General features: G+C 62.1%; 22 protein-coding genes. 19 read left to right on the top strand and 3 right to left on the bottom strand.

What is annotated here, in order from left to right:
* The first annotated feature begins 130 nt into the window (after positions 1-130).
* Positions 131-283, top strand: a complete 153-nt coding sequence (locus ACJ8PN_RS13440; RefSeq protein WP_171455108.1) for a Hok/Gef family protein — start codon at positions 131-133, stop codon at positions 281-283.
* Between the two features lie 124 nt (positions 284-407).
* Here ACJ8PN_RS13440 and metK read toward each other — a convergent pair whose 3' ends face one another.
* Positions 408-1,562, bottom strand: coding sequence for a methionine adenosyltransferase (gene metK / locus ACJ8PN_RS13435; RefSeq protein ID WP_171454728.1), 1,155 nt, complete (start codon positions 1,560-1,562; stop codon positions 408-410).
* A gap of 908 nt (positions 1,563-2,470) precedes the next feature.
* Between metK and speA the strand changes: the two genes are divergently transcribed.
* The 3 genes from speA (at position 2,471) to ACJ8PN_RS13420 (ending at position 6,051) form a co-directional block, all read left to right on the top strand.
* Positions 2,471-4,447 (top strand): biosynthetic arginine decarboxylase, encoded by a 1,977-nt coding sequence (gene speA / locus ACJ8PN_RS13430; protein WP_004937600.1) that lies wholly within the window; start codon positions 2,471-2,473, stop codon positions 4,445-4,447.
* 194 nt (positions 4,448-4,641) lie between these two features.
* Positions 4,642-5,562, top strand: coding sequence for an agmatinase (gene speB / locus ACJ8PN_RS13425; protein ID WP_004937606.1), 921 nt, complete (start codon positions 4,642-4,644; stop codon positions 5,560-5,562).
* Between the two features lie 333 nt (positions 5,563-5,895).
* Complete coding sequence (locus tag ACJ8PN_RS13420) at positions 5,896-6,051, top strand: Hok/Gef family protein (RefSeq protein WP_442535004.1); 156 nt, start codon at positions 5,896-5,898, stop codon at positions 6,049-6,051.
* Positions 6,052-6,161: 110 nt separating this feature from the next.
* Here ACJ8PN_RS13420 and ACJ8PN_RS13415 read toward each other — a convergent pair whose 3' ends face one another.
* Entirely contained in the window at positions 6,162-7,403 is a 1,242-nt protein-coding gene (locus ACJ8PN_RS13415) for an MFS transporter (RefSeq protein ID WP_351108368.1), read from the bottom strand.
* 397 nt (positions 7,404-7,800) lie between these two features.
* Between ACJ8PN_RS13415 and ACJ8PN_RS13410 the strand changes: the two genes are divergently transcribed.
* The 14 genes from ACJ8PN_RS13410 to ACJ8PN_RS13345 all read left to right on the top strand — a co-directional run bounded on the left by ACJ8PN_RS13410 (position 7,801) and on the right by ACJ8PN_RS13345 (position 20,771).
* Positions 7,801-8,118 (top strand): non-heme iron oxygenase ferredoxin subunit, encoded by a 318-nt coding sequence (locus ACJ8PN_RS13410; RefSeq protein WP_004937614.1) that lies wholly within the window; start codon positions 7,801-7,803, stop codon positions 8,116-8,118.
* Between the two features lie 2 nt (positions 8,119-8,120).
* The gene (locus ACJ8PN_RS13405; RefSeq protein ID WP_004937617.1) at positions 8,121-8,429 is read left to right on the top strand and encodes a recombinase-like helix-turn-helix domain-containing protein; all 309 of its coding nucleotides are present in this window, start codon (positions 8,121-8,123) and stop codon (positions 8,427-8,429) included.
* Positions 8,430-8,449: 20 nt separating this feature from the next.
* A complete protein-coding gene (locus ACJ8PN_RS13400) occupies positions 8,450-9,493 on the top strand; it encodes an aromatic ring-hydroxylating oxygenase subunit alpha (RefSeq protein WP_033632121.1) in 1,044 nt (347 codons plus the stop codon).
* The gene (locus ACJ8PN_RS13395; RefSeq protein ID WP_015379012.1) at positions 9,490-10,245 is read left to right on the top strand and encodes an SDR family oxidoreductase; all 756 of its coding nucleotides are present in this window, start codon (positions 9,490-9,492) and stop codon (positions 10,243-10,245) included. The genes ACJ8PN_RS13400 and ACJ8PN_RS13395 overlap by 4 nt, the downstream gene beginning before the upstream one ends.
* Positions 10,246-10,282: 37 nt before the next feature.
* Complete coding sequence (locus tag ACJ8PN_RS13390; RefSeq protein WP_004937625.1) at positions 10,283-11,077, top strand: IclR family transcriptional regulator; 795 nt, start codon at positions 10,283-10,285, stop codon at positions 11,075-11,077.
* A gap of 109 nt (positions 11,078-11,186) precedes the next feature.
* Entirely contained in the window at positions 11,187-12,128 is a 942-nt protein-coding gene (locus ACJ8PN_RS13385; protein WP_171454726.1) for a VOC family protein, read from the top strand.
* Entirely contained in the window at positions 12,125-13,336 is a 1,212-nt protein-coding gene (locus ACJ8PN_RS13380; protein WP_171454725.1) for an NAD(P)/FAD-dependent oxidoreductase, read from the top strand. The genes ACJ8PN_RS13385 and ACJ8PN_RS13380 overlap by 4 nt, the downstream gene beginning before the upstream one ends.
* A gap of 23 nt (positions 13,337-13,359) precedes the next feature.
* Positions 13,360-14,616: an MFS transporter gene (locus ACJ8PN_RS13375; RefSeq protein WP_016930045.1), complete on the top strand. Its 1,257-nt coding sequence runs from the start codon at positions 13,360-13,362 to the stop codon at positions 14,614-14,616.
* A 32-nt stretch (positions 14,617-14,648) separates the two neighbouring features.
* On the top strand, positions 14,649-15,173 hold the full coding sequence (locus tag ACJ8PN_RS13370) for a cupin domain-containing protein (protein ID WP_004937634.1): 525 nt from the start codon (positions 14,649-14,651) through the stop codon (positions 15,171-15,173).
* Positions 15,173-15,991, top strand: coding sequence for an alpha/beta fold hydrolase (locus tag ACJ8PN_RS13365; RefSeq protein ID WP_351108374.1), 819 nt, complete (start codon positions 15,173-15,175; stop codon positions 15,989-15,991). Before ACJ8PN_RS13370 ends, ACJ8PN_RS13365 begins: the two co-directional genes overlap by 1 nt.
* The gene (locus ACJ8PN_RS13360) at positions 15,988-16,782 is read left to right on the top strand and encodes an SDR family oxidoreductase (RefSeq protein WP_351108377.1); all 795 of its coding nucleotides are present in this window, start codon (positions 15,988-15,990) and stop codon (positions 16,780-16,782) included. The genes ACJ8PN_RS13365 and ACJ8PN_RS13360 overlap by 4 nt, the downstream gene beginning before the upstream one ends.
* Before the next feature lie 15 nt (positions 16,783-16,797).
* Entirely contained in the window at positions 16,798-17,592 is a 795-nt protein-coding gene (locus ACJ8PN_RS13355) for an aspartate dehydrogenase (RefSeq protein ID WP_004937643.1), read from the top strand.
* A gap of 16 nt (positions 17,593-17,608) precedes the next feature.
* Positions 17,609-19,078: an aldehyde dehydrogenase gene (locus tag ACJ8PN_RS13350; protein WP_442535003.1), complete on the top strand. Its 1,470-nt coding sequence runs from the start codon at positions 17,609-17,611 to the stop codon at positions 19,076-19,078.
* Between the two features lie 52 nt (positions 19,079-19,130).
* Positions 19,131-20,771 carry a thiamine pyrophosphate-binding protein gene (locus tag ACJ8PN_RS13345; protein ID WP_442535040.1) on the top strand — a complete coding sequence of 547 codons (1,641 nt, stop codon included), beginning with the start codon at positions 19,131-19,133 and terminating at the stop codon, positions 20,769-20,771.
* A 42-nt stretch (positions 20,772-20,813) separates the two neighbouring features.
* Here the strand turns inward: ACJ8PN_RS13345 and ACJ8PN_RS13340 are convergent, their stop codons facing one another.
* Positions 20,814-21,566: a M48 family metallopeptidase gene (locus ACJ8PN_RS13340; protein ID WP_351108386.1), complete on the bottom strand. Its 753-nt coding sequence runs from the start codon at positions 21,564-21,566 to the stop codon at positions 20,814-20,816.
* A 238-nt stretch (positions 21,567-21,804) separates the two neighbouring features.
* On the opposite strand from ACJ8PN_RS13340, the gene ACJ8PN_RS13335 reads away from it, so the two are divergent.
* Positions 21,805-21,953, top strand: a 149-nt coding sequence (locus ACJ8PN_RS13335; RefSeq protein WP_197665176.1) for a hypothetical protein, incomplete at its 3' end; no start/stop codon positions are given.

The following is a 21,953-nucleotide window of genomic DNA, read 5'->3' as shown; positions in this document are numbered from 1 at the left end:
TCTGGAGCCCGAGCGAAAGATACAAAGAGAAAAGCCCCGAGTCGATATTCATCAACCCGAGGCCTACTCTAACGCACGACAACGTTAAGTTAGCCTCTTACCCGCCGCGAGGCAAGGAGAAGAAGGCATGATGCCGAACAAACGGAGCCTGTTAAAATTGGTGGTTATTTGTACCACGGTAATATCACTGGCATGGATAACCCGCAGCTCGCTGTGTGAGCTGCGGATCCGATCGGGCACTACGGAGGTTGCGGCCATTTTGGCTTACGAATCCGAACGGTAAGGCAACCCGGCGGCGGGGGCTTTGCCTCCGCTTGCTGGCAGTCGATGCGTTGATCCGGGAGCACCCATCCGCTCAAAAAAAACGGCGAGCCTTGGCTCGCCGTTTTTCATGTTGATCTCGGAGCTTATTTCAGGCCGGCGGCATCGCGCAGCAGCTCAGCTTTGTCGGTCGCTTCCCACGGGAAGTGCTCGCGGCCGAAGTGGCCGTAGGCGGCGGTTTCGCGGTAGATCGGCTGCAGCAGATCCATCATCTGGATCAGGCCGTATGGGCGCAGATCGAAGAATTCGCGCACCAGCAGCGTCAGCTGTTCGGTTGGCACTTTCTCGGTACCGAAGGTTTCCACCATGATGGAAGTCGGTTCCGCTACGCCGATAGCGTAAGAAACCTGGATCTCGCAGCGATCGGCCAGGCCGGCGGCGACGATGTTTTTCGCCACGTAGCGCGCCGCGTAAGCCGCGGAACGGTCAACCTTGGACGGATCCTTACCGGAGAAGGCGCCGCCGCCGTGGCGAGCCATGCCGCCGTAGGTGTCGACGATGATCTTACGGCCGGTGAGGCCGCAGTCGCCCATCGGGCCGCCGATAACGAAACGGCCGGTCGGGTTGATGTGGTATTTGGTGCCCGCCGTCAGCCATTCCGCCGGCAGTACCGGCTTGATGATCTCTTCCATCACCGCTTCTTGCAGATCTTTCAGCGCGATCTCTTCGGAATGCTGGGTGGACAGAACGACGGCGTCGATGCCGACGATTTTGCCGTCGTCGTATTGGAAGGTCACCTGGCTCTTCGCGTCCGGGCGCAGCCACGGCAGGGTGCCGTTTTTACGCACTTCGGACTGGCGCTGCACCAGACGGTGTGCGTAGGTCACCGGAGCCGGCATCAGCACGTCGGTTTCGTTGGTGGCGTAGCCAAACATCAAGCCCTGATCGCCGGCGCCCTGCTCGAGAGGATCGGTACGGTCAACGCCCTGATTGATATCCGGTGATTGCTTGCCGATAGCGCTCAATACTGCGCAGGAGTTGGCGTCAAAGCCCATGTCCGAATGAACGTAGCCGATCTCGCGCACGGTCTTGCGGGTGATCTCTTCGATATCGACCCAGGCACTGGTGGTGATTTCACCGCCGACCAGGACCATGCCGGTTTTCACGTAGGTTTCGCAGGCGACGCGCGCCTTCGGATCTTGTTCCAGGATGGCGTCGAGGACGGCATCGGAGATCTGGTCGGCGATTTTATCTGGATGTCCTTCGGAGACGGATTCGGACGTGAAGAGGTGTTTAGCCATTGTGTTCTTTACCTTGCATAAGACGGGTTAGAAATTACTGCACAGCGCTGGAGATCCGGCATCGAAGCGAAGGGTCTTCCGCTGATGGCGCGAGATGCATCCTGCAACGCCCCTCAGGCAAAGCCGTTAAGCAGTTTATCAGTTAACCAGTATAGATGGATTAACATCTGGACGTCTATTTTAGGTCAGGGTTTAGCCAGATTGCCAGTAATTTTTTGCGCTTTCGCTCTTTTGCGCAAACGGGTTGGCGCCATTTTCATCGCTTGAAACAGTGTTCGGCGAATTTTCATTTTGCTTTTTCACCTGCTTACCGGTATAAACTGCGCGCGCGGTTCATTTGCTGCACAGTACGGCGGTCTGGCGTGGGGGAAGGTACGATAAACTTCCGCTTTGCATTCGCCGGCATTGCGCTATTATCCGTCGCGGGCGTTCGCCGTGGCGCCGCCGCTTCATCGAACGGTCACGTTCTTACACTATTTTAGAGGCTGGGTCGTTCACTCCGAACGGCGCGCGTGGAGGTGGTTGGATTAATGATCCGTTGTCTACCGGTTGTTGGTTCCCAACAGCAGTGCCGTTCTGGCGCACATTCTTCTGCTATTTCCCGTCTTGTCTCTCTGTCACTTGCCAGGTGCGATAAACACTTGGTCGCTACTCAGGATTCTCGGGCCGGCTAACGGTCGTCTGAAGAACTGAACAAGGGTAGCCTGCAGCCTTCCTGTGGGATGTTTCTTGGCCCGATTCACGAGGTTTGAACAGGGTGTCTTACAATTATATGAGTGATAAACCGATCGCTGACCGCGAACGGCAGTTCTCTTCGCTGCCGCCGGCGCGGCTTGTTGGGTTGTTCTCGCGGGTTGTAGCTGCGATAGTGGCTGGCGGTTTCGTCAGTACGGAATGTGAGGCGAACCATGTCTGATGATCTGTTGATTCACCGTCCGCCGGTTGCGGGCGAGTCTTTATCTTTGCGCTCCATGCAGGAGGTTGCCATGAATGATCGTAATGCCAGCAAGATGCTGCGTACTTATAACGTCGCCTACTGGGGCAACAATTACTATGACGTCAACGAGCTGGGCCATATCAGCGTGTGCCCGGATCCGGATGTCCCGCAGGCGCGCGTCGATCTGGCAGAACTGGTGAAAACGCGCCAGCAAGACGGCCAACGTCTGCCGGCGCTGTTCTGCTTCCCGCAGATCCTTCAGCATCGCCTGCGTTCGATCAACGCCGCGTTCAAACGCGCGCGCGAGTCCTTCGGTTACCAGGGCGGCTATTTCCTGGTGTATCCGATCAAGGTGAACCAACATCGCCGCGTGATTGAATCGCTGGTGAATTCCGGCGAACCGCTGGGGCTGGAAGCCGGCTCCAAGGCCGAGCTGATGGCGGTGCTGGCACATGCCGGCATGACCCGCTCGGTGATCGTCTGTAACGGTTATAAAGATCGTGAATACATTCGCCTGGCGCTGATCGGGGAAAAACTGGGGCACAAGGTGTACCTGGTGATCGAGAAGATGTCCGAGATCAACCTGGTGCTGGAAGAAGCTGAACGCTTGAACGTCATACCACGCCTGGGCGTGCGTGCGCGTCTGGCGTCGCAAGGCTCCGGCAAATGGCAGTCGAGCGGCGGCGAAAAATCCAAATTCGGTCTGGCGGCGGTACAGGTGCTGAAATTGGTGGAGACCCTGCGCGAAGCGGGCCGTCTCGACAGCCTGCAGTTGCTGCACTTCCACCTGGGCTCGCAGCTGGCCAACATTCGCGATATCGCCACCGGCGTGCGCGAATCGGCGCGTTTCTACGTTGAACTGCACAAGCTGGGCGTCAACATTCAGTGCTTCGACGTGGGCGGCGGTTTGGGCGTCGACTACGAAGGCACCCGCTCGCAGTCCGATTGCTCGGTCAACTACGGCCTGAACGAATACGCCAACAACGTGATTTGGGGCATCGGCGACGCCTGTAACGAACACGGCCTGCCGCACCCGACGGTGATCACCGAGTCCGGCCGCGCCGTGACCGCGCACCATACGGTGCTGGTCTCCAACGTGATCGGCGTAGAGCGCAACGAATTCAGCGAACCGCAGCCGCCGGAAGCCGACGCGCCGCGCGCGCTGGAAAGCATGTGGGAAACCTGGCTGGAAATGAACGAGCCGGAGAACCGCCGCTCGCTGCGCGAATGGCTGCACGACAGCCAGATGGATCTGCACGACGTGCATACCCAATACGCGCACGGCATGCTGGACCTGACCAAGCGCGCCTGGGCCGAGCAGCTGTATCTGAACATCTGCAACAAGATCCAGCAGCAGCTCGATCCGAGCAACCGCGCGCATCGCCCGATCATCGATGAGCTGCAAGAGCGTATGGCGGACAAGTTCTACGTCAACTTCTCGCTGTTCCAGTCGATGCCGGATGCCTGGGGCATCGACCAGCTGTTCCCGGTGCTGCCGCTGGAAGGGCTGGATAAGCCGCCGGAAGGCCGTGCGGTGCTGCTCGACATCACCTGCGATTCCGACGGCACTATCGACCATTACGTCGACGGCGACGGCGTGGCGACCACCATGCCGATGCCGCCGTACGATCCGGAGAACCCGCCGGCGCTGGGCTTCTTCATGGTCGGCGCGTACCAGGAGATCCTCGGCAACATGCACAACCTGTTCGGCGACACCGCCTCGGTTGACGTGTACGTGTTCCCGGACGGCAGCGTCGAGACCGAGCTGTCCGACGAGGGCGACACCGTGGCGGACATGCTGGAGTACGTGCAGCTCGATCCGAGCGCGCTGCTGTCCAAATTCCGCGATCAGGTCAAAGAAACCGATCTGGACAGCGAGCTGCAGGCGCAGTTCCTGGAAGAGTTTGAGGCCGGCCTGTACGGCTACACGTATCTGGAAGACGAGTAACCGCCCTCTTCAGGGGGGCGATATCGGCCCCCTTGAAGCATGAGCAAAATGCGGCCATAATCTGCTGCATCGGTAGCACCGAAACACACATCGAATAAATCCCTTTCTCGTCGGGCTAACGACGCGGGAGGGATTTTTTTTTGTAACGGCCCGGCGTCTGCGCCCGGCAACTTGTTGAACTACGAGGGTTTACTATGAGCACCTTAGGCCATCAGTCCGATAATTCATTAGTGTCCAACGCCTTTGGTTTCCTGCGCTTTCCGCTGAACTTCATGCCTTACGACAGCGATGCAGAGTGGGTCATCACCGGCATTCCGTTTGACATGGCGACCTCCGGCCGCGCCGGCGGCCGTCATGGCCCGGCGGCCATTCGTCAGGTGTCCACCAACCTGGCCTGGGAAGGCAATCGTTGGCCGTGGAGCTTCGATCTGCGCGATCGCCTGAATGTGGTTGACTGCGGCGACATCGTGTTCAACTTCGGCGATGCGCAGGACATGAGCGACAAGCTGCAGGCGCACGCGGAGAAACTGCTGAAGGCCGGTAAGCGCATGCTCTCGTTCGGTGGCGACCACTTTGTCACCCTGCCGCTGCTGCGCGCGCACGCCAAGCATTTCGGCAAGCTGGCGCTGGTGCACTTCGATGCCCATACCGATACCTACGCCAACGGCAGCAAGTTCGACCACGGCACCATGTTCTACCATGCGCCGAACGAAGGCCTGATCGATCCACATCACTCGGTGCAGATCGGCATTCGCACCGAGTTCGATCATGACAACGGCTTTACCGTACTGGACGCCGCGCAGGTGAACGATCGCAGCGTGGACGACCTGCTGACGCAGATCAAAGGCATCGTCGGCGATATGCCGGTGTACCTGACCTTCGACATCGACTGTCTGGATCCGGCGTTCGCACCGGGCACCGGCACGCCGGTGATCGGCGGCCTGACCTCCGATCGCGCGCTGAAACTGGTGCGTGGCATGCAGTCGCTGAACATCGTCGGCATGGACGTAGTGGAAGTGGCGCCGGCTTATGACCAGTCCGAGATCACCGCGCTGGCCGCGGCGACGTTGGGTCTGGAGATGCTGTACCTGCAGGCGGCCAAGAAACACGCCTGACGCCAGGCCTCGCCTCGCTGAAAAAGCGGCTCCCATCGAATTGGGGCCGCTTTTTTTTATTTCGTTTGTCGCCATCCGCGCGGCGATTTTCAGTCTGTTGCAACGCCTTTGCGCAAGCCTGCTCAGAAATGAAATTGAGTCAGTAAAAAGGAACCGCGACAACGGAGAGGATGAATATACTGCGCGCGGGTGCTCTGGATCTTTGTGTCTGGAGCCTGCGTGAAAGGTACAAAGAGAAAAGCCCCGAGTCGATATTCATCAACCCGAGGCCTACTCTAACGCCAGCAACGTTAAGTTAGCCTCTTACCCGCCGCGAGGCAAGGAGAAGAAGGCATGATGCCGAACAAACGGGGCCTGTTAAAATTGGTGGTTATTTATGCCACGGTAATATCACTGGCATGGATAACCCGCAGCTCGCTGTGTGAGCTGCGGATCCGATCGGGCACTACGGAGGTTGCGGCCATTTTTGCTTACGAATCCGAACGGTAAGGCAACCTGGCGACGGGGGATGTCCCCCGTCTGCTGGTTGGTGGCGTCCAGATCCCTGAGCACCCACTCACAGCATTCGGTTTCTCGCCACAGAGGAGAGAGAAACGGGTTTATGCCCGCTTCACCTGCCGCGCCAGCAACATACGGCTAAACAGCGCGCCGCCCGCCAGCAGCGTCAGCAGCTGTGAGGCAATCAGCACCGCAAAGCCCGAGGACACCTTGCCCTGGCTGGCCATCACCATGCCCATCGCCATCGGCACGAACGCCGAGAACAGATTGCCGATACCGTTAATCAGCCCATAGGCGCTGCCGACCGCCTCCGGCCGCGCATAATGCTGCAGCAGCGTGGGGATTGCCGCGCCCTGCGCGCCCCAACAGGCGTTGGCCGCCAGCAGGAAGAAGGCGATCCAGCCAAGCTGATGGCTGTTCATTACGCCATAGATGCACAGTGCGGTCGCCGCGCCGCCAAAGACGAAGATCAGCGGCGCCTGATAAGGACGGATGCGATCGAGCAACGCGCCGCCGAGGTATTTGGAGGCGATACTGACGATGAAAGGCAGCGCGGCCATCCAGCCCATTTGCTTGATGGAGAACCCCTTTTCATCGGTCAGGTAAGCCGGCAGCCAGGCGCTGGAGCCCCACAGGTAACTGAGCGTGGCGATCTCGATCAGCAGGATCCAGCCGAGCATCGGCGTGCGCCAGGCCAGCGCAAAGGTGTGCCAGACGCGGCTTAGCACCGGTTGCGGATCGGCAGGGCGTGAAGATGAAGATAAGGCGAGCGGATGAACGAACAACCGCACCAGCGCCAGGCCCAGCAGCAGGTTGAGCAGCGCCAGCAGGTGAAACGACATCGCCCAGCCGAAATGCGCCATCAGAAAACTCACCAGCGGAAAGCCGAGCACCAGCCCCAACGAGACGCCCAGCGCGCTGACCGCGTTGGGCTTGCCACGCTCGTCGGCGGCGAAATGATCGCTGATGTACATGGTTTTCAGCGAGAACAGCGGCCCTTCGCTGACGCCAAGCAGCGCGCGCACCACGCACAGCAACAGCAGCGATCCCGCCAGCGGCGAGGCGGCGGTGAGCATCGCCCACAGCACCACGCTCAGCGTCAGCGCGCGGCGGTAACCCATCAGCGTTTCCAGAAACGGTGTGAGCAACATGGCGGACAGGCCGTAACCGAGTAAAAACACCGTCATCAGCGTGCCCTGGTGAGCGCGGTCACCGCCGAGTTGAAAGTGTTGCAGGAAGTCGGGATTGACCAACATCACGGCGATATTAACTCGATCCGCATAGGCGATAACGATCAGAAACAGCAGGGCGATCACCCCAAACCAGCGTTGACGTTGTTGCACGGCGCGTTCCTCAGTGCGAGCGGTTGACGAATTCAGGCAGCAGTAAACTCACCCGAGGATGCCATTTGGCGCAAACGCGGGGATGGGGCTGATTGATGTAAATTTATTGTTATCAAATAGGGTGTAAAAGACAGAGAGAAAACACTTTTACGCGCAATACGCCGCCGGGATCAACGCATTTTTTGCCATAAATTAGCGAGGGAGCGCACAACTGACATAGGTTTTTCATATCGGTGCATGATTTCGTGATCTTTCCCGCATTTGTCATTTTTAAACAACCTTTCATTAACATTTGCCGTTCCGCTCGCTTGACGAAAGTTTCGCCAGACTTATAGTGGCTGTATTAAATAAGAAACTGAGTTTCATATATGAAACAATCAGATAGAGGATAAAAGCAATGAGCTGGAAGAATGTGTGCGAAGTGTCTCAGGTGAAAGAAGATTTTCCTTTCTCCGGCAAAGTGGAAGGAAAGGAGATCGGGGTGTACCTGCTCGACGGTAACTACTACGCGCTGGAAGACGTCTGCCCGCATGCTTATGCCTTGCTCAGCCAGGGGTTTGTAGACGACGGCAAGGTTGAGTGCCCGCTGCACGAAGCGCTGTTTGACGTGCGTACCGGCCAGTGCCTGCGCGAGCCGGGCGGCCGCGATCTGCAAACCTATCCCACCCGGGTGGTCGACAACCAAATCCAGATCACCTTTATCGCGGAGGAGTAATCATGCAGCACATCACCGATTTCAATCCCTGGCTGCCGGACACCCAACAGGTGACGCCGGCCCGCGAAGGCGGCAACGGTCAAATCCATCAGCCGGGCCAGTTCCGCAATGTCATCTGGCAAAACCGCGCCCGGGTGCCGGACGGCTTCGAAACCGCCCTGGTGGCGGCGCTGGAAACGATCTTCGATCAGGGGGCGGAAGAGCTGGAGCAGATCGTCAGCGCGTTGAATCAGCGTCGTCTGTTCGATCGTAGCGGCCAGCCGTGGAATGAGGCGACGTTCCGCGAATTCCTTCACGTTAACGGTTTCTGAGCGACACCCGGGAGAAGACAATGACAGCAAACACAACATCCTCCGAACAGAGCTTGCAGGACTATCTTGACCAGGGGCTGCGCGGCATGTGGTATCCGGTGCTGGCCAGCTGGGAAGTGGGCAACAACCCGGTCGGCATCACCCGCCTGGAGCAGCAAATCGTGGTGTGGCGCGACGCTGAAGGCCAGATCCACGCGCTGGAAGACCGCTGCCCGCATCGTGGCGCGCGGCTTTCCATGGGGTGGAACCTCGGCGATCGCATCGCCTGTTGGTATCACGGGGTGGAAGTCGGCGGCGACGGGACGGTGAAAGACGTGCCGGCGGTGGATCGCTGCCCGCTGGTGGGGCAAAAATGCCTGCGATCTTACCCGGCCAAAGAAGCCTATGGCGCGGTGTTCCTCTATTTCGGCGTGACGGCGGATGAAGCGCCGGCGGAGCTGACTTTCCCGCAAGAGCTGGCGGACGAAGCGTCGTACAGTCATTTTCTGTGCACCGCCAGCTGGAACTGCAACTACCAGTACGCCCTGGAAAACGTGATGGATCCGATGCACGGCACCTACCTGCACTCCTCTTCACACTCGATGGCGGAAGGTGATCGCAAGGCGGACATGGCGCTGGAGCCGACCGACAGCGGCTTCATCTTCAAGAAAAACGGCCAGATCGGCGTCAACTTCGACTGGGTGGAATTCGGCAACAGCGGCGCGTATTGGATGCGCCTGTCGATCCCGTACAAGAAGCGCTTCGGGCCGGGCGGTCACTTCTGGATCATCGGCATGGTGGTGCCGGAGGACAAGGATCACTGCCGGGTATTCTTCTGGCGCATCCGTAAGGTCAAAGACTGGCAGCGCGACATGTGGCGCTTCATGTACCGCAACCGCCTGGAATCGTTGCATTGGGACGTGCTCGAGCAGGATCGCATCGTGCTTGAGAACATGGCGCCTAACGCCCGCGGCCGCGAATATCTGTACCAGCACGACGTCGGTCTTTCTCGCCTGCGCCGCCTGATGCAGAAAGAGGCGCAAAAACAGCTGGCGACGCTGCGTGAGCGGGAGGCGGCGCAGTGAACGGCCTGCTGAACGGTAAACGCATCGTGGTCACCGGCGCGGCGCGCGGCCTGGGCTACAGCTTCGCCGCCGCCATCGCCGCTGCCGGCGCGCAGGTGGTGATGTGCGACATTTTGGCGGATGAGCTGGCGGCGAGCGGCGCCGCGCTGCGCGAGCAGGGCGCTCAGGTGGAAACGCAGACGATCGATCTGGCGTCACCGGATTCGATCCGTTCGGCATTCGAGAAGATCGCTGCCGGCGGCGGGATCGACGGCCTGGTGAACAACGCGGCGCTGGCGACCGGCGTCGGCGGCAAAACCATGATGGAATACGATATCGAACTGTGGGATCGGGTGATGCAGGTCAACGTGCGCGGCACCTGGCTGGTGAGCCAGGCGGCGGTGCCGCTGCTGGCGCGCAACCCGCACGCCAAGATCGTCAATGTGGCGTCGGACACCGCGCTGTGGGGCGCGCCGCGCCTGATGGCCTATGTTGCCAGTAAAGGCGCGCTGATCGCGATGACCAGATCGATGGCGCGTGAGCTGGGTCCGCAGGGGATATGCGTCAACGCCATCGCGCCGGGCCTGACGCGGGTGGAAGCTACCGAGTATGTCCCCGCCGAGCGCCACCAGCTGTACGAGCAGGGGCGCGCGTTGGCCGGGGCGCAGCACCCGGACGATGTGAACGGTACGGTGCTTTATCTGCTGTCGCCGCTGGCGGATTTCGTCACCGGTCAACTGCTGCCGGTCAACGGCGGCTTCGTATTCAACTGACGGCCCGCAGGGCAGGCGCACAGCGCAGGAGCGAGAGATGGCGGACGAGCAAGCATGTAAATATCTGATCCCGGGGCTGGATCGCGGGTTGCAGTTGCTGCTGGCGTTTGGCGAGCAGCATAAGGAGATGACCTTCGCCGAGTTGCATCGCCTGGTCGATATGCCGAAGGCCACCGCTTATCGCGTGGTGCAGACGCTCGAACACCTAGGCTTTCTGGAGCGCAATCCGCGCACCAACACCTTTGCGCTCGGCATCAAGGTGCTGCGCCTCGGCTTCGAATATATCGCGTCGCTGGACGTGGCGCAGGCCGGCCAGCCGGTGATCGAGCAGCTGCGCGATCGCAGCCAGTGCAGCAGCCATTTGGCGATCCGCGACGGGCGTGACGTGATCTATATCGCCCGCGTCAGCGCCGCCGGTTCGCAGATCAATCAGGTCAGCGTCGGCACCCGCTTGCCGGTGCACCAAACCTCGCTCGGCCGCATGTTGTTGACCAGCGCGACTCGCAGCGAGTTCGAACAACTGTATCCGGACGCGCAGCTGCCGGGCAATGCGCCGGGCACCCCGGCGGATCGCGAAACGCTGTGGCAGATGGTGCAGCAAGACAAGGCGCGCGGCTATGTGATCGGCGAATCGTTCTTCCGCCACGGCATCTCCTCGATCGTCTACCCGATCTTCAACCGCGAGCAGCGGGTCGAGGCGGTGGTCAGCATTATGGTGCCGTCCGATGAGATCCCGAAAGCGGATCGCGAGCGGCTGCGCATGGAAGTGCGCGACGCGGCGGAGAAAATTTCCGGCTTCCTCGGCGCGCCGCCGCAGGCCAACGTCGGCTAACCGACAGGACCGACTCTTTTACTCAGGCAGGGATAAGGCCCGTAGCAAACAGGGGCCGGGGTTCACTCATGCCTGAAAACCGTATGCAGCGAGAACGTGAGGCTGAACAATGAGCGTAATCGGAATCGAAAAACTGGAATTTGGCGTCGAAGATCTGCCAACCTGCGAAAAATTCATGCAAGACTTCGGCCTGCAGCCCGCCACGCAACATTGGGGCGAAGCGCAGCGCGAATTCACTACCCTGAGTGGGGCGCGGGTTGTCCTGCATCCGCGGCAAAGCGCGGCGCTGCCTGCGGCGTTTGAAGGCGGTTCCACCCTCCGCCGCATGACCTGGGGCGTGGCCTCGCCCGCCGATCTGGCGCGCCTGCAGCCGCGTTTGGCGCTGATGCCCGGCTTCCGCCAGGTGGGAGAAGAGCTGGAGTGCCTCGATCCCAACGGCATGACGCTGCGCTTCGTCGTCAGCCGCCAGCAGGCGGTCGAGGTGCCGGTCACGCCGATCAACCAATGGGGCGACGTGCGCCGCATCGATCAACCCAGCCCGGTCTATTCGCAGGCGCAGCCGATCAACATTGGCCACGTGGTGTTCTTCGTTGAAGATCTGGCGGCGACCGAGCGTTTCTACCGCGAGCTGTTGGATTTCCAGGTTTCCGATCGCTATATCGATCGCGCCGTCTTCCTGCGCACCCAGGCGCGCGGCGGCCACCATAACCTGTTCCTGCTGAAGCTGCCGAACCGCCCACGCGGCCTGAACCACGTGGCGTTCACCGTGCGCGATATCCACGAAGTGATCGGCGGCGGCATTGCCATGAACAAAGAGCAGTGGAGCACCTTTATCGGCCCCGGCCGTCACCCGATCTCCTCGGCCTATTTCTGGTACGTCAACAGCCCGACCGGCGGCGCGTTCGAGTACTACACCAACGACGATTATCTGACGGAAAACTGGCAGCCGCGCGAGCTGGAACATTCGCTGGTCTCCTTCACCGAATGGGCGGTAGAGGGCGGCATCGATCACGACACGCGCCGCCAGCATAAAAAGGCGGAGGCGTTATGAGCCGGCCGGAGCAGATGGGCATCGTCATCGTCGGCGGCGGCCAGGCCGGCGGTTGGGCGGCCAAGACGCTGCGCGACCGGGGTTACAGCGGCCGGCTGACGGTTGTCAGCGACGAACCCTACGATTTTTACGAGCGGCCACCGCTGTCGAAAGCGGCGCTGCTGGATGCCGCGGCGCCCCTCAGCCGGCTGTTCAGCGAACAGACGGTGGCGGAGCTGAATATCGACTGGCGCCGCCCGCTGCGCGCCGAATCCATCGACGCTGAACAGCAAATCGTTACGCTCAGCGACGGGCAGCGGCTGCAGTTCGAGCAGTTGCTGATCGCCACCGGCGGGCGGCCGCGTTTGCCGAGCGCTGCCTGGGTGCAGCACCCGCGCGTGATGACGCTGCGTTCCTGGGACGATGCGGCCCGGTTGCGGCAGGGGCTGCAGGGCTGCCGTCGCCTGGCTATCGTCGGCGGTGGTTGGATCGGGCTGGAGATCGCCGCTTCCGCGCGGCGTCTCGGCGCCGAGGTGACGGTGTTTGAACGCCAGCCAGCGCTGTGCATGCGCAGCGTCGGCGCCGATGTCTCACAGGCGTTGCTCGAACTGCATCGTCGGCAGGGCGTCACGGTGCTGTGCGGCTGCGGTGAGATCTCGCTGGAAGATCGCGACGGCGCTGCCTGGATCGGCAGTGAAGCCAGCGATCCGCAAGCCTTCGATCTGGTAGTGGTGGGGATCGGCGTCGAGCTGAATCTCGAACTGGCGCGCAGCGCCGGGCTGGCGATCGAGTCCGGCATTGTGGTCGACGGCCAGGGGCGCACCAGCCATCCGGCGATCTTCGCCGCGGGCGATGTGGCGCGTCACCCGACGCTTGGCCTGTGCCTGCAGTCCTGGGCCTACGCGCAAAATCAGGCCATCAGCACCGCCTGCGCGATGCTCGACGCCTTCGCCGCCCCGTATGACGACGTGGCCTGGCTGTGGTCGGATCAATATGACGTCAATATCCAGATCCTCGGCGTGCCGAGCGGCGGTGTGCACCATGTGGTGCGCCGCACGCCGCAGTCGCAGGTGTTCTTCACGCTGAACGCCGATCGGCAGCTGGTGCAGATGGTGGCGTTCAACGACGCGCGCACCATCAAGCTCGGCAAGCGTTGGTTGGCGAGTGGCCGGGTGCTGGATCCGCAGCAACTGGCGGATGCGGAGTTTTCTTTGATGGCGTTGAAATAACGCCCGAACCTCGGGAGCGTTTTATGACTACGCAAGACATTGACGCCCGCGCTGGACGGGCGGGGGAAACCGTTGCCGAAAATCCGCAGCAGCGGGTGCGCTGGTCGGTGCCGATCGCGCTGTTTGCCTGCGTGCTGCTGGCGTTTTTCGACAAGATCAGCATCGCGGCGCTGTTTTCCGACGCCGAGTTTCAGCAGGCGTTGGGCATCGGTTTTGACCCGGCGCGGCTGGGCTTGCTGATGAGCGCGTTTCTGTTCTCCTACGGCATTTCCTCCATGCTGCTCAGCGGCATCGGCGATCGGCTTAATCCGGTCAAGGTATTGATTGGCATGATGGTGGTGTGGGGCGTGCTGATGGTGTTGATGGGGCTGGTGCGTTCCTATCACGCCATGATGACGCTGCGCATCCTGCTCGGCATCGCCGAAGGGCCGCTGCTGCCGATGGCCTACGCCATTATTCGTCAGGCCTTCCCGCCGCAGCTGCAGGCGCGCGCCACCATGCTGTGGTTGCTCGGCACGCCGCTGGGGGCCGCGCTCGGCTTCCCGGTCACCCTGTACATCCTCAATACCTTCGACTGGCAGGCCACCTTCTTCTTTATGGCGTTTCTGACGCTGCCGGTGATGTTGCTGGTGCTGTTCGGCATGCGTCATCTGAACGTCTCGCGTCCGGCGGCGGCGGCCAAACCGGCGGTGTCCGAACGCAAACAGCACCGCCGCGAGCTGTTGCGCAGCCCGCATTTCTGGATGATCTGCCTGTTCAACATCGCCTTCCTGACCTATCTGTGGGGCATGAACGGCTGGCTGCCGAGCTATCTGATCAAGGGCAAAGGCATTCATCTGGAACATGCCGGTTACCTCTCTTCGCTGCCGTTCATCGCCATGCTGCTCGGCGAAGTGCTGGGCGCCTGGCTGTCGGACAAGCTGGATCGCCGCGCGTTGGCCTGCTTCCTGTCGCTGTGCGGCGCCGGCCTCGGTCTGGCGGTGGTGCTGCACCTGCAGGGTACCTACAGCGTGATCGCCGCCATGGCCTTCAGCACCTTTATGTGGGGCGCCGGCGCGCCGAATATTTTCGCGCTGTTGGCGAAGGCCACCAGCAGCAAGGTGAGCGCCACCGCCGGCGGCATCTTCAACGGGTTGGGTAATTTTGCCGGTGCGCTGGCGCCGGTGCTGATGGGGGCGCTGATCGCCGCCACCGGCAATATGGATAACGGCCTGCTGTTCCTGGTGGTGATGGCTTTCGTCGGCTGCCTCATTCTGCTGCCGTTGCTGAGAAAGTACTGATTAATCAATCGATTCAACAGAGGAGTGACAACATGTCTCAGGTTGAGAACAAAGCCGGCGTCAAGCCGCAGGATCTGTCGATGGAAAACTGGGTGGAGTCGCGCATCGCCCGTTTCGAGGGCCGCAAATATGACTGGAACGCGCTGAAATTCCAGGCCGACTTCGACCCGAAATACCGCCGTGCGCAGATGCGCTACATCGGCACCGGCGCCACCGGCGTGGCCAGCGATGCCAACACCATTCCGGCAGGCAACTTCACCTTCTCCACCATGGTGCTGCCGTCGAAGTGCGAGGGCCCGCTGCACCTGCACGACGACGTGGAAGAAGTGTTTTTCATGCTGAAAGGCAGCATCACGCTGATGATTCAGGATGGCGAAGAGTATTACGAAACCAGGCTGAAAGAGCGCGATCTGATCTCGGTGCCGGCGGGGGTGTATCGCGGCCTGTTCAACCACGGCGAGGAAGAGGCGCTGATGTGCGTGATGCTCGGCACCGCCAAGCCGGAGATCCCGACCTATCCGGCGGATCACCCGCTGTCCAAAGTGAAGCGCAACTGATGAACGGCCTGGCGCAACGCCAACGGGCGCGCTGCGGGGCGTACACCCTGAGCTGGCGCGAGGCCGGGCAGGGGCGGCCGGTGGTGTTGCTGCATGGCATCAGCTCCGGATCCGCCTCGTGGATCAAACAGTTCAACGATAACGGCCTGACGGACGGCCACCGTCTGGTGGCATGGGATGCGCCGGGCTACGGCGGCAGCCTGCCGTTGGCGGATCCGCAGGCCGATGCCGCCGGTTATGCGGCGGCGTTGGCGGCGCTGATTGATGAGCTGCAGCTGGTGCAGCCGCTGATCGTCGGCCATTCGCTGGGGGCGCTGATCGGCAGCGCCTATGCCGCCGGCTATCCGGATGGGCTGTGCGGGCTGGTGTTGGCGGATCCGGCGCAGGGCTATGCTACGGCGCCGGAGGAAAAGCGTCGGCAGGTGTACGGCCAGCGCCAGCAGATGATGGAGACGCTGGGGCCGGTGGGCTACGGCGAGCAGCGGGCGGCGGCCTTGCTGCGTGAAGGGGCGGATCCGCAGGATATCGCCTGGGTGCGCAACGGCATGCAGCAGCTCGATCCCGACGGTTTTCTGAGTGCCGCCTGGATGCTGGCCAACGATGATATCGGCCGCTATCTGGCGCGCTATCGCGGGCCGCTGGAAGTGTGGTGCGGCGAACAGGATCGCATTACGCCACCGGAGAAGGCGGCCGAGCTGGCGGGTGAACAGGACGCGGCGCTGCGTCTGATCGCCGCCGCCGGTCATGCCAGCTACCTCGATGCGCCGGCGTGTTTCAACCGCTATCTGCGGGACTTTACGGGAGCAATCCAACGATGAATTTTCAGCTTGAGGATCGGGTGGCGGTGGTGACCGGCGGCTCGTCGGGCATCGGTTTAGAAACCCTGAAGCTGCTGCTGGCCGAAGGGGCGAAGGTGGCGTTCTGCGGCCGCGATCCGGACAAACTGGCCGGCGCGGAGGCCAGCCTGCGCGCGGACTTCCCGCAGGCGGAGATCCTGGCGCTGCGCTGCGACGTGCTGGATGCGCAGCAGGTGGCGCAGTTCGCCGCTCAGGTGACGGCGCGTTTCGGCGGCGTGGATCTGCTGATCAACAACGCCGGTCAGGGCTTCGTCGCCCACTTTGACCAGACGCCGCGCGAGGCCTGGCTGCATGAGGCCGAGCTGAAGCTGTTCGGCGTGATCAACCCGGTGCAGGCGTTCTTACCGGCGCTGGAACGATCGGCGATCGCGTCTATCACCTGCGTCAACTCGCTGCTGGCGCTGCAGCCGGAAGAACACATGATCGCCACCTCGGCGGCGCGTGCCGCGCTGCTCAACATGACGCTGACGCTGTCGAAAGAGCTGGTGGGCAAAGGCATTCGCGTTAACTCGATCTTGCTGGGGATGGTGGAGTCGGGCCAGTGGCGCCGCCGTTTCGACGATCGCAGCGATAAAGATCAAAGCTGGGAGCAGTGGACGGCGGCGATCGCCGAACGCCGCGGCATCCCGATGAAACGCCTCGGCAAGCCGCAGGAGCCGGCGCAGGCGCTGTTGTTCCTCGCTTCGCCGCTGGCTTCCTTTACCACCGGCGCGGCGCTGGACGTTTCCGGCGGCTTTAACCGCCATGTGTAGCAGGGGCCGAGAAAGATGAAGAAGATCATGATGATTGGCTACGGCGCAATGGCGAAGGAAGTGATCGCCCGTCTGCCGGAAGGCGTGGAGGTTGGCTGGATCCTGGCGCGCGCAGCTCATCATGCGGCGATCGCCGAGGCCTTCGGCGGGCGGGTGCAGGCGCTGACCCATCCGGAGCAGTGTTCGCAGCGGCCGGATTTGGTGCTGGAGTGCGCCAGCCAGCAGGCGGTGGCGGAGTTTGGCGAGGCGGTGCTGCAGCGCGGTTGGCCGCTGGCGGTGATCTCGACCGGCGCACTGGCGGACGCCGCATTGCAACAGCGGCTGCAGCAGGTTTGCCGCAGCCATCACGGGCAACTGATCGTGCTGTCCGGCGCGGTGGCAGGGATGGACGGGCTGGCGTCGGCGCGTGAAGGCGGGTTGGAGAGCGTGACCTATCAGGCCAGCAAGAGCCCGGCCAGCTGGCGCGGCAGCCCGGCGGAGCAACTGATCGACCTCGATGCGGTGCGCGAGGCGCAGGTATTTTTTGAAGGCTCGGCGCGCGAAGCGGCGCGTTTGTTCCCGGCCAATGCCAACGTGGCGGCCACTATTGCGCTCAACGGTCTGGGGATGGACGCCACCCGGGTGCGTCTGCAGGTCGATCCCGCCACCCGGCGCAATACCCATCGCCTGCAGGTGTGCGGCGACTTTGGCGAGTTTCACATTGAGCTGAGCGGTAACCCGTTGGCGAGCAATCCCAAAACATCAACCCTGGCGGCGCTGAGCGCGGTACAAGCCTGCCGCCGTCTGGTGGACGGCGGTTTTATTGCCTGAACGGCAGGAGCGGAGCATGGAACGATTGAATATTTTTGTCGCCGGGCGCTGGCGTGAAGGGCGTGGCGAAGAGATGGCTTCGGTATTCCCGGCCGATGGCAGCGTCAACGTGCGGCTGCGCGCCGCTAACGTCGAGGACGTGAACGAGGCGGTGGAAGCGGCGGAACGCGCCTGGCGCGCGCCGGAGTGGCGCGGGCTGGTGCCGCACCAACGCGCCTCGATTCTCTACCGCGTCAGCAACCTGATCCTGGCGCAGCAGGAACAGCTGGCCGAGCTACAGACCCGCGACAACGGCAAACCGCTGGCGGAAACCCGCGGCCTGGTGGCCAGCGCGGCGGCGACCGCGCGCTATTTCGCCGCCGCCTGCGAGGTGTTGGAAGGCGAGCTGCCGACCCCGCGCAGCGCCGAGGTGATGACCCTCAGCCAGTATCAACCGATGGGAGTGATCGCCGCCATTACGCCGTGGAACTCACCGATCGCCAGCGAAATGCAGAAGGTGGCGCCGGCGCTGGCGGCGGGCAACGCGGTGGTGCTCAAACCGGCCGAAGCCACGCCGCTGATGGCGCTGAAGCTGGCCGAGTTGTTCGAACAGGCGGGGCTGCCGGCCGGGCTGCTCAGCGTGTTGCCGGGCAAAGGTTCGGTGATCGGCGAGGCGTTGGCGCGCCATCCGCTGGTGAAGAAGATTTCCTTTACCGGCGGGACCAGCACCGGGCGCCATTTGGCGCACATCGCCGCCGACAAGCTGATCCCCACCTCGCTGGAGCTGGGAGGCAAATCGCCGACCATCGTGCTGGAGGACGCCGATCTGGAACAGGCGGCGCGCGGCATCTGCTACGGCATTTTCAGCTCTGCCGGCCAGGCGTGCATCGCCGGCTCGCGCCTGTTCGTACACCGTTCGCTGTATCAGCCGCTGCTGGCGCGCTTGACCGAACTGACGGCGGGGCTGCGCATCGGCAACCCGCTGGTGCCGGGCGTGCATCTTGGCCCGCTGATCAGCGCCAAACATCGGCAAAGCGTGGCGGACTACGTGGCGCTGGCGCGGCAGGAGGGCGGCCGGGTGGTCATCGGCGGCGAAGCGCCGGCCGATCCGCAACTGGCGCGCGGCAGCTATTACCTGCCGACCATTATTGAAGGCTTGAACAACGACGCCCGCGTGTGCCAGGAAGAGATCTTCGGCCCGGTGCTGGTGGCGCTGCCGTTCGACGACGAGCAACAGCTGATCGAACAGGCCAACGACTCGGTGTATGGCCTGGCGGCCGGCATCTGGAGCCGCGACTTCCCTCGCGCGATGGCGCTGGCGGAGCGGTTGGAAACCGGCACCGTCTGGGTCAATACCTACAAAACGTTCTCGATTTCCACGCCGTTCGGCGGTTTCAAGGAGAGCGGGTTGGGCCGCGAAAAGGGCCTGAACGGCATCAAGGCCTACATGCAGCAGAAAAGCGTGTATCTGGCGCTGAGCCATCAGGTGAACCGCTGGAGCGACTAGGCCGACACCTCTACGCATAACCCTAATAACGATTACCCTAAGAAGGCAGATGATGAGCGATAAAATCACGGTTGGCGAGGCGATAGCCCGGACTCTGGAACAGTACGCGGTGTCGGCGATGTACGGCATCATTTCGATTCATAATCTGCCGATCGCCGATGCGGTGGGGCAGCGCGATAAAATTCGCTTCGTGCCGGCGCGCGGCGAAGCGGGCGCGGTCACCATGGCCGACGCGCACGGGCGTTTCTCCGGCCTGGGCGTGGCGTTGACCAGCACCGGCGCCGGCGCCGGCAACGCGGTGGGGGCGATGATTGAGGCGCTCAACGCCAACACGCCGCTGTTGCATATCACCGGCCAGGTGGAAAAAGCCTATCTGGACGCCGACGCCGGTTTTATTCATGAAACCCGCGATCAGCTCGGCTTCCTGCGCGCCTGCTCCAAGCGCGCTTACCGTGTCAATTCGCCGGAGCAGGCGGTGGCGGTGATCCAGCGAGCGATCCTGGATGCGCAAACCGTGCCCTGCGGCCCGGTGGCGGTCGAGATCCCGATCGATATTCAAAGCAGCCCGGTGTCCCGCTCGGTGCTGGCCGAACCGTTGGCGCCGGCACCGCTGCCGAAGGCGGACGATGCGGCGGTGGAACGGATGCATCAACGGCTGAAACAGGCCAAGCGTCCGCTGTTATGGTTGGGCGGCGGTGCCTTGGCCTGCGGCGACGCGGTGCGCAAGCTGGCGGACGCCGGCGTGGCGGTGATCTCCAGCACCCACGGGCGCGGCATTCTGCCGGACAGCCATCCGCGCAGCCTGCGGGCGTTCCATAACTCACCGAGCATCGATGCGATCCTGACGCAGTGCGATCTGACGCTGGTGGCCGGTTCGCGCCTGCGCAGTAATGAAACCCGTACCTGGACGCTGCCGTTGCCGCGCCCGCTGGTGCAGATTGACATCGATCCGGCGGCGGCCAACCGCAACTACCTGGCCGATGAGCAGATCAACGGCGACTGCGCGGCGCTGCTGGCGGCGCTGGCGGCGCGGTTGGCCCCCGGCGAAAAGGTCAACGCCGAGTGGGATGCCGAAATCGGGGGGGCGGTGCAGCAGGCGGAGAGCGCGCTGCGCCAGCAGTCCGGTGAATACGCCAAACTCAATGACGCCATCGACGCCGCACTGCCCCAGGACGGGCTGTTGGTGCGCGATATCACCGTTTCCGGCAGCGTCTGGGGCAGCCGTCTGTTCCGTGCCATCTCGCCGCTGTGCAACATTCACTCGCTGGCCGGCGCTATCGGCATGGGGCTGCCGATGGCGATCGGCACCGCGATTGCCAACCCGCAGCGCAAGGTGGTGGGGCTGGTGGGCGATGGCGGTTTGGCGCTGGGCCTGGGGGAGCTGGCGACCATGGCGCAGGAACAGGTGAACATCACTCTGCTGATCATGAACGATGGCGGTTATGGCGTAATGCGTGGCATTCAGGACAAGTATTTCGCCGGGCGCCAGTATTACAACGAGCTGCATACGCCGGCCTTTACCCAGATCGCCGAAGCGATGGGGTTGAAAGCCTGGAAGGTGGACGCGGCGTCGCAGTTCAACGGCGTGCTGGCCGAGGCGATCAATTACCCGGGGCCGTCGGTGGTCGAGGTGGACATGAAGCAGGTCGGGCCGCTGACCTTCGCCGGGCCGCCGCAGAAAACCCTGTATTGAGACGATAAAAAAACGCCCGGCGGTTGCCGGGCGTTCTCGTGGTTATTTCTCTGCCGCGATGCGATCGCGAATGTGCTGCGCACGCGCTTGGGAAGACGGGTGATCGTCGAACATGCTGCTCTGACGACCGGCTTCCATTTGGGCCAGTTTTTCGAAGCTGGTGGCCAGGCCGTTCGGATCGATGCCGCGTTTTTTCAGCAGATCGAACGAGTAATCATCCGCTTCGCTTTCCTGCTTCTGCGAGAACTGGGCGCTGACCAGCTTCTCGCCGATATCCGCCAGCTGCGACTGCGACAGCGAGCCGATGACGCCGCCGGCGGAGGATGCCGCGGTGCGCAGCGCCACGGTGCCGTAAGCCACCTGCATCGCTTTACGGGTGTGGCCCAGCGCCACGTGGCCCATTTCGTGGCCCAGCACGCCTTCCACTTCGTTGTCGTTCATGATGTCCATCAGGCCGCTGTAGACGCGAATGCAGCCGTTGGCCATCGCCCAGGCGTTGACGTCTTTGGTCACGTAGACCTTGTAGTTGGCCGGGGTGCCGTTGATGTTGTCGCCCAGCGCCGCAGCGATTTTGTTGAGGCGCTTGGCATAGGTGCTGTCGGCCGGCGCGATTTGTGCCTTGCTGTCCATCTCGGTGCAGGATTTATCACTCAGGGCCTTAACGTCGTTGTTGCTCAGGGTCGCCGCCTGGAACGCCTGCGCACCGGACTGCATCAGGGTTTCGGTATTCAGGTTTTGACAGCCGGTTGCCAGGGTGGCAATGCCCAACGCAATCAAAGAGGTACGAATTTTCATAACGCCATCTTCCTGTGAAGGTAACAAGGTAAAAGAGTCATTTTGCCTGGAGGAAATCTTGTCGCAAGAGCCTAGTGTACGCCAGCCGGAGCGAGAATAGTGTTATTCCGAAAAAGCGTCCAATCGTGCTAATAAGTGGTGAACTCGCTCTCATTTGGCATTAGGGATTGCCGTTGTGATGTGGAGTCTGAGAAAATAGGGAACTTGACTGCTTTTTTTATCCGACCTGGAGTAAAACATGTCCTCTCGTAAAGAGCTTGCCAACGCCATCCGCGCACTCAGCATGGACGCCGTACAAAAAGCAAATTCCGGCCACCCGGGGGCCCCTATGGGCATGGCGGACATCGCCGAAGTCCTGTGGCGTGACTACCTCAACCACAACCCGAC

The sequence above is a fragment of the Serratia sp. CY76391 genome (assembly GCF_052166695.1).
GTDB classification, from domain to species: Bacteria; Pseudomonadota; Gammaproteobacteria; order Enterobacterales; family Enterobacteriaceae; genus Serratia; species Serratia nematodiphila.
Note: the sequence above shows the minus strand (reverse complement) of the source record. Positions and strands in the feature narration are given on the sequence as shown.

Excerpts from the sequence above, each read along its gene's own strand:
- ACJ8PN_RS13405 (WP_004937617.1), top strand. The coding sequence starts at position 8,121 with ATGCAGCACATCACCGATTTCAATCCCTGGCTGCCGGACACCCAACAG.
- ACJ8PN_RS13360 (WP_351108377.1), top strand. The coding sequence starts at position 15,988 with ATGAATTTTCAGCTTGAGGATCGGGTGGCGGTGGTGACCGGCGGCTCG.
- ACJ8PN_RS13340 (WP_351108386.1), bottom strand. The coding sequence starts at position 21,566 with ATGAAAATTCGTACCTCTTTGATTGCGTTGGGCATTGCCACCCTGGCA.
- ACJ8PN_RS13380 (WP_171454725.1), top strand. The coding sequence starts at position 12,125 with ATGAGCCGGCCGGAGCAGATGGGCATCGTCATCGTCGGCGGCGGCCAG.
- speB (WP_004937606.1), top strand. The coding sequence starts at position 4,642 with ATGAGCACCTTAGGCCATCAGTCCGATAATTCATTAGTGTCCAACGCC.
- ACJ8PN_RS13350 (WP_442535003.1), top strand. The coding sequence starts at position 17,609 with ATGGAACGATTGAATATTTTTGTCGCCGGGCGCTGGCGTGAAGGGCGT.
- ACJ8PN_RS13365 (WP_351108374.1), top strand. The coding sequence starts at position 15,173 with ATGAACGGCCTGGCGCAACGCCAACGGGCGCGCTGCGGGGCGTACACC.
- ACJ8PN_RS13440 (WP_171455108.1), top strand. The coding sequence starts at position 131 with ATGCCGAACAAACGGAGCCTGTTAAAATTGGTGGTTATTTGTACCACG.
- ACJ8PN_RS13385 (WP_171454726.1), top strand. The coding sequence starts at position 11,187 with ATGAGCGTAATCGGAATCGAAAAACTGGAATTTGGCGTCGAAGATCTG.
- speA (WP_004937600.1), top strand. The coding sequence starts at position 2,471 with ATGTCTGATGATCTGTTGATTCACCGTCCGCCGGTTGCGGGCGAGTCT.
- ACJ8PN_RS13355 (WP_004937643.1), top strand. The coding sequence starts at position 16,798 with ATGAAGAAGATCATGATGATTGGCTACGGCGCAATGGCGAAGGAAGTG.
- ACJ8PN_RS13410 (WP_004937614.1), top strand. The coding sequence starts at position 7,801 with ATGAGCTGGAAGAATGTGTGCGAAGTGTCTCAGGTGAAAGAAGATTTT.
- ACJ8PN_RS13400 (WP_033632121.1), top strand. The coding sequence starts at position 8,450 with ATGACAGCAAACACAACATCCTCCGAACAGAGCTTGCAGGACTATCTT.
- ACJ8PN_RS13375 (WP_016930045.1), top strand. The coding sequence starts at position 13,360 with ATGACTACGCAAGACATTGACGCCCGCGCTGGACGGGCGGGGGAAACC.
- ACJ8PN_RS13370 (WP_004937634.1), top strand. The coding sequence starts at position 14,649 with ATGTCTCAGGTTGAGAACAAAGCCGGCGTCAAGCCGCAGGATCTGTCG.
- ACJ8PN_RS13345 (WP_442535040.1), top strand. The coding sequence starts at position 19,131 with ATGAGCGATAAAATCACGGTTGGCGAGGCGATAGCCCGGACTCTGGAA.
- ACJ8PN_RS13390 (WP_004937625.1), top strand. The coding sequence starts at position 10,283 with ATGGCGGACGAGCAAGCATGTAAATATCTGATCCCGGGGCTGGATCGC.
- metK (WP_171454728.1), bottom strand. The coding sequence starts at position 1,562 with ATGGCTAAACACCTCTTCACGTCCGAATCCGTCTCCGAAGGACATCCA.
- ACJ8PN_RS13420 (WP_442535004.1), top strand. The coding sequence starts at position 5,896 with ATGATGCCGAACAAACGGGGCCTGTTAAAATTGGTGGTTATTTATGCC.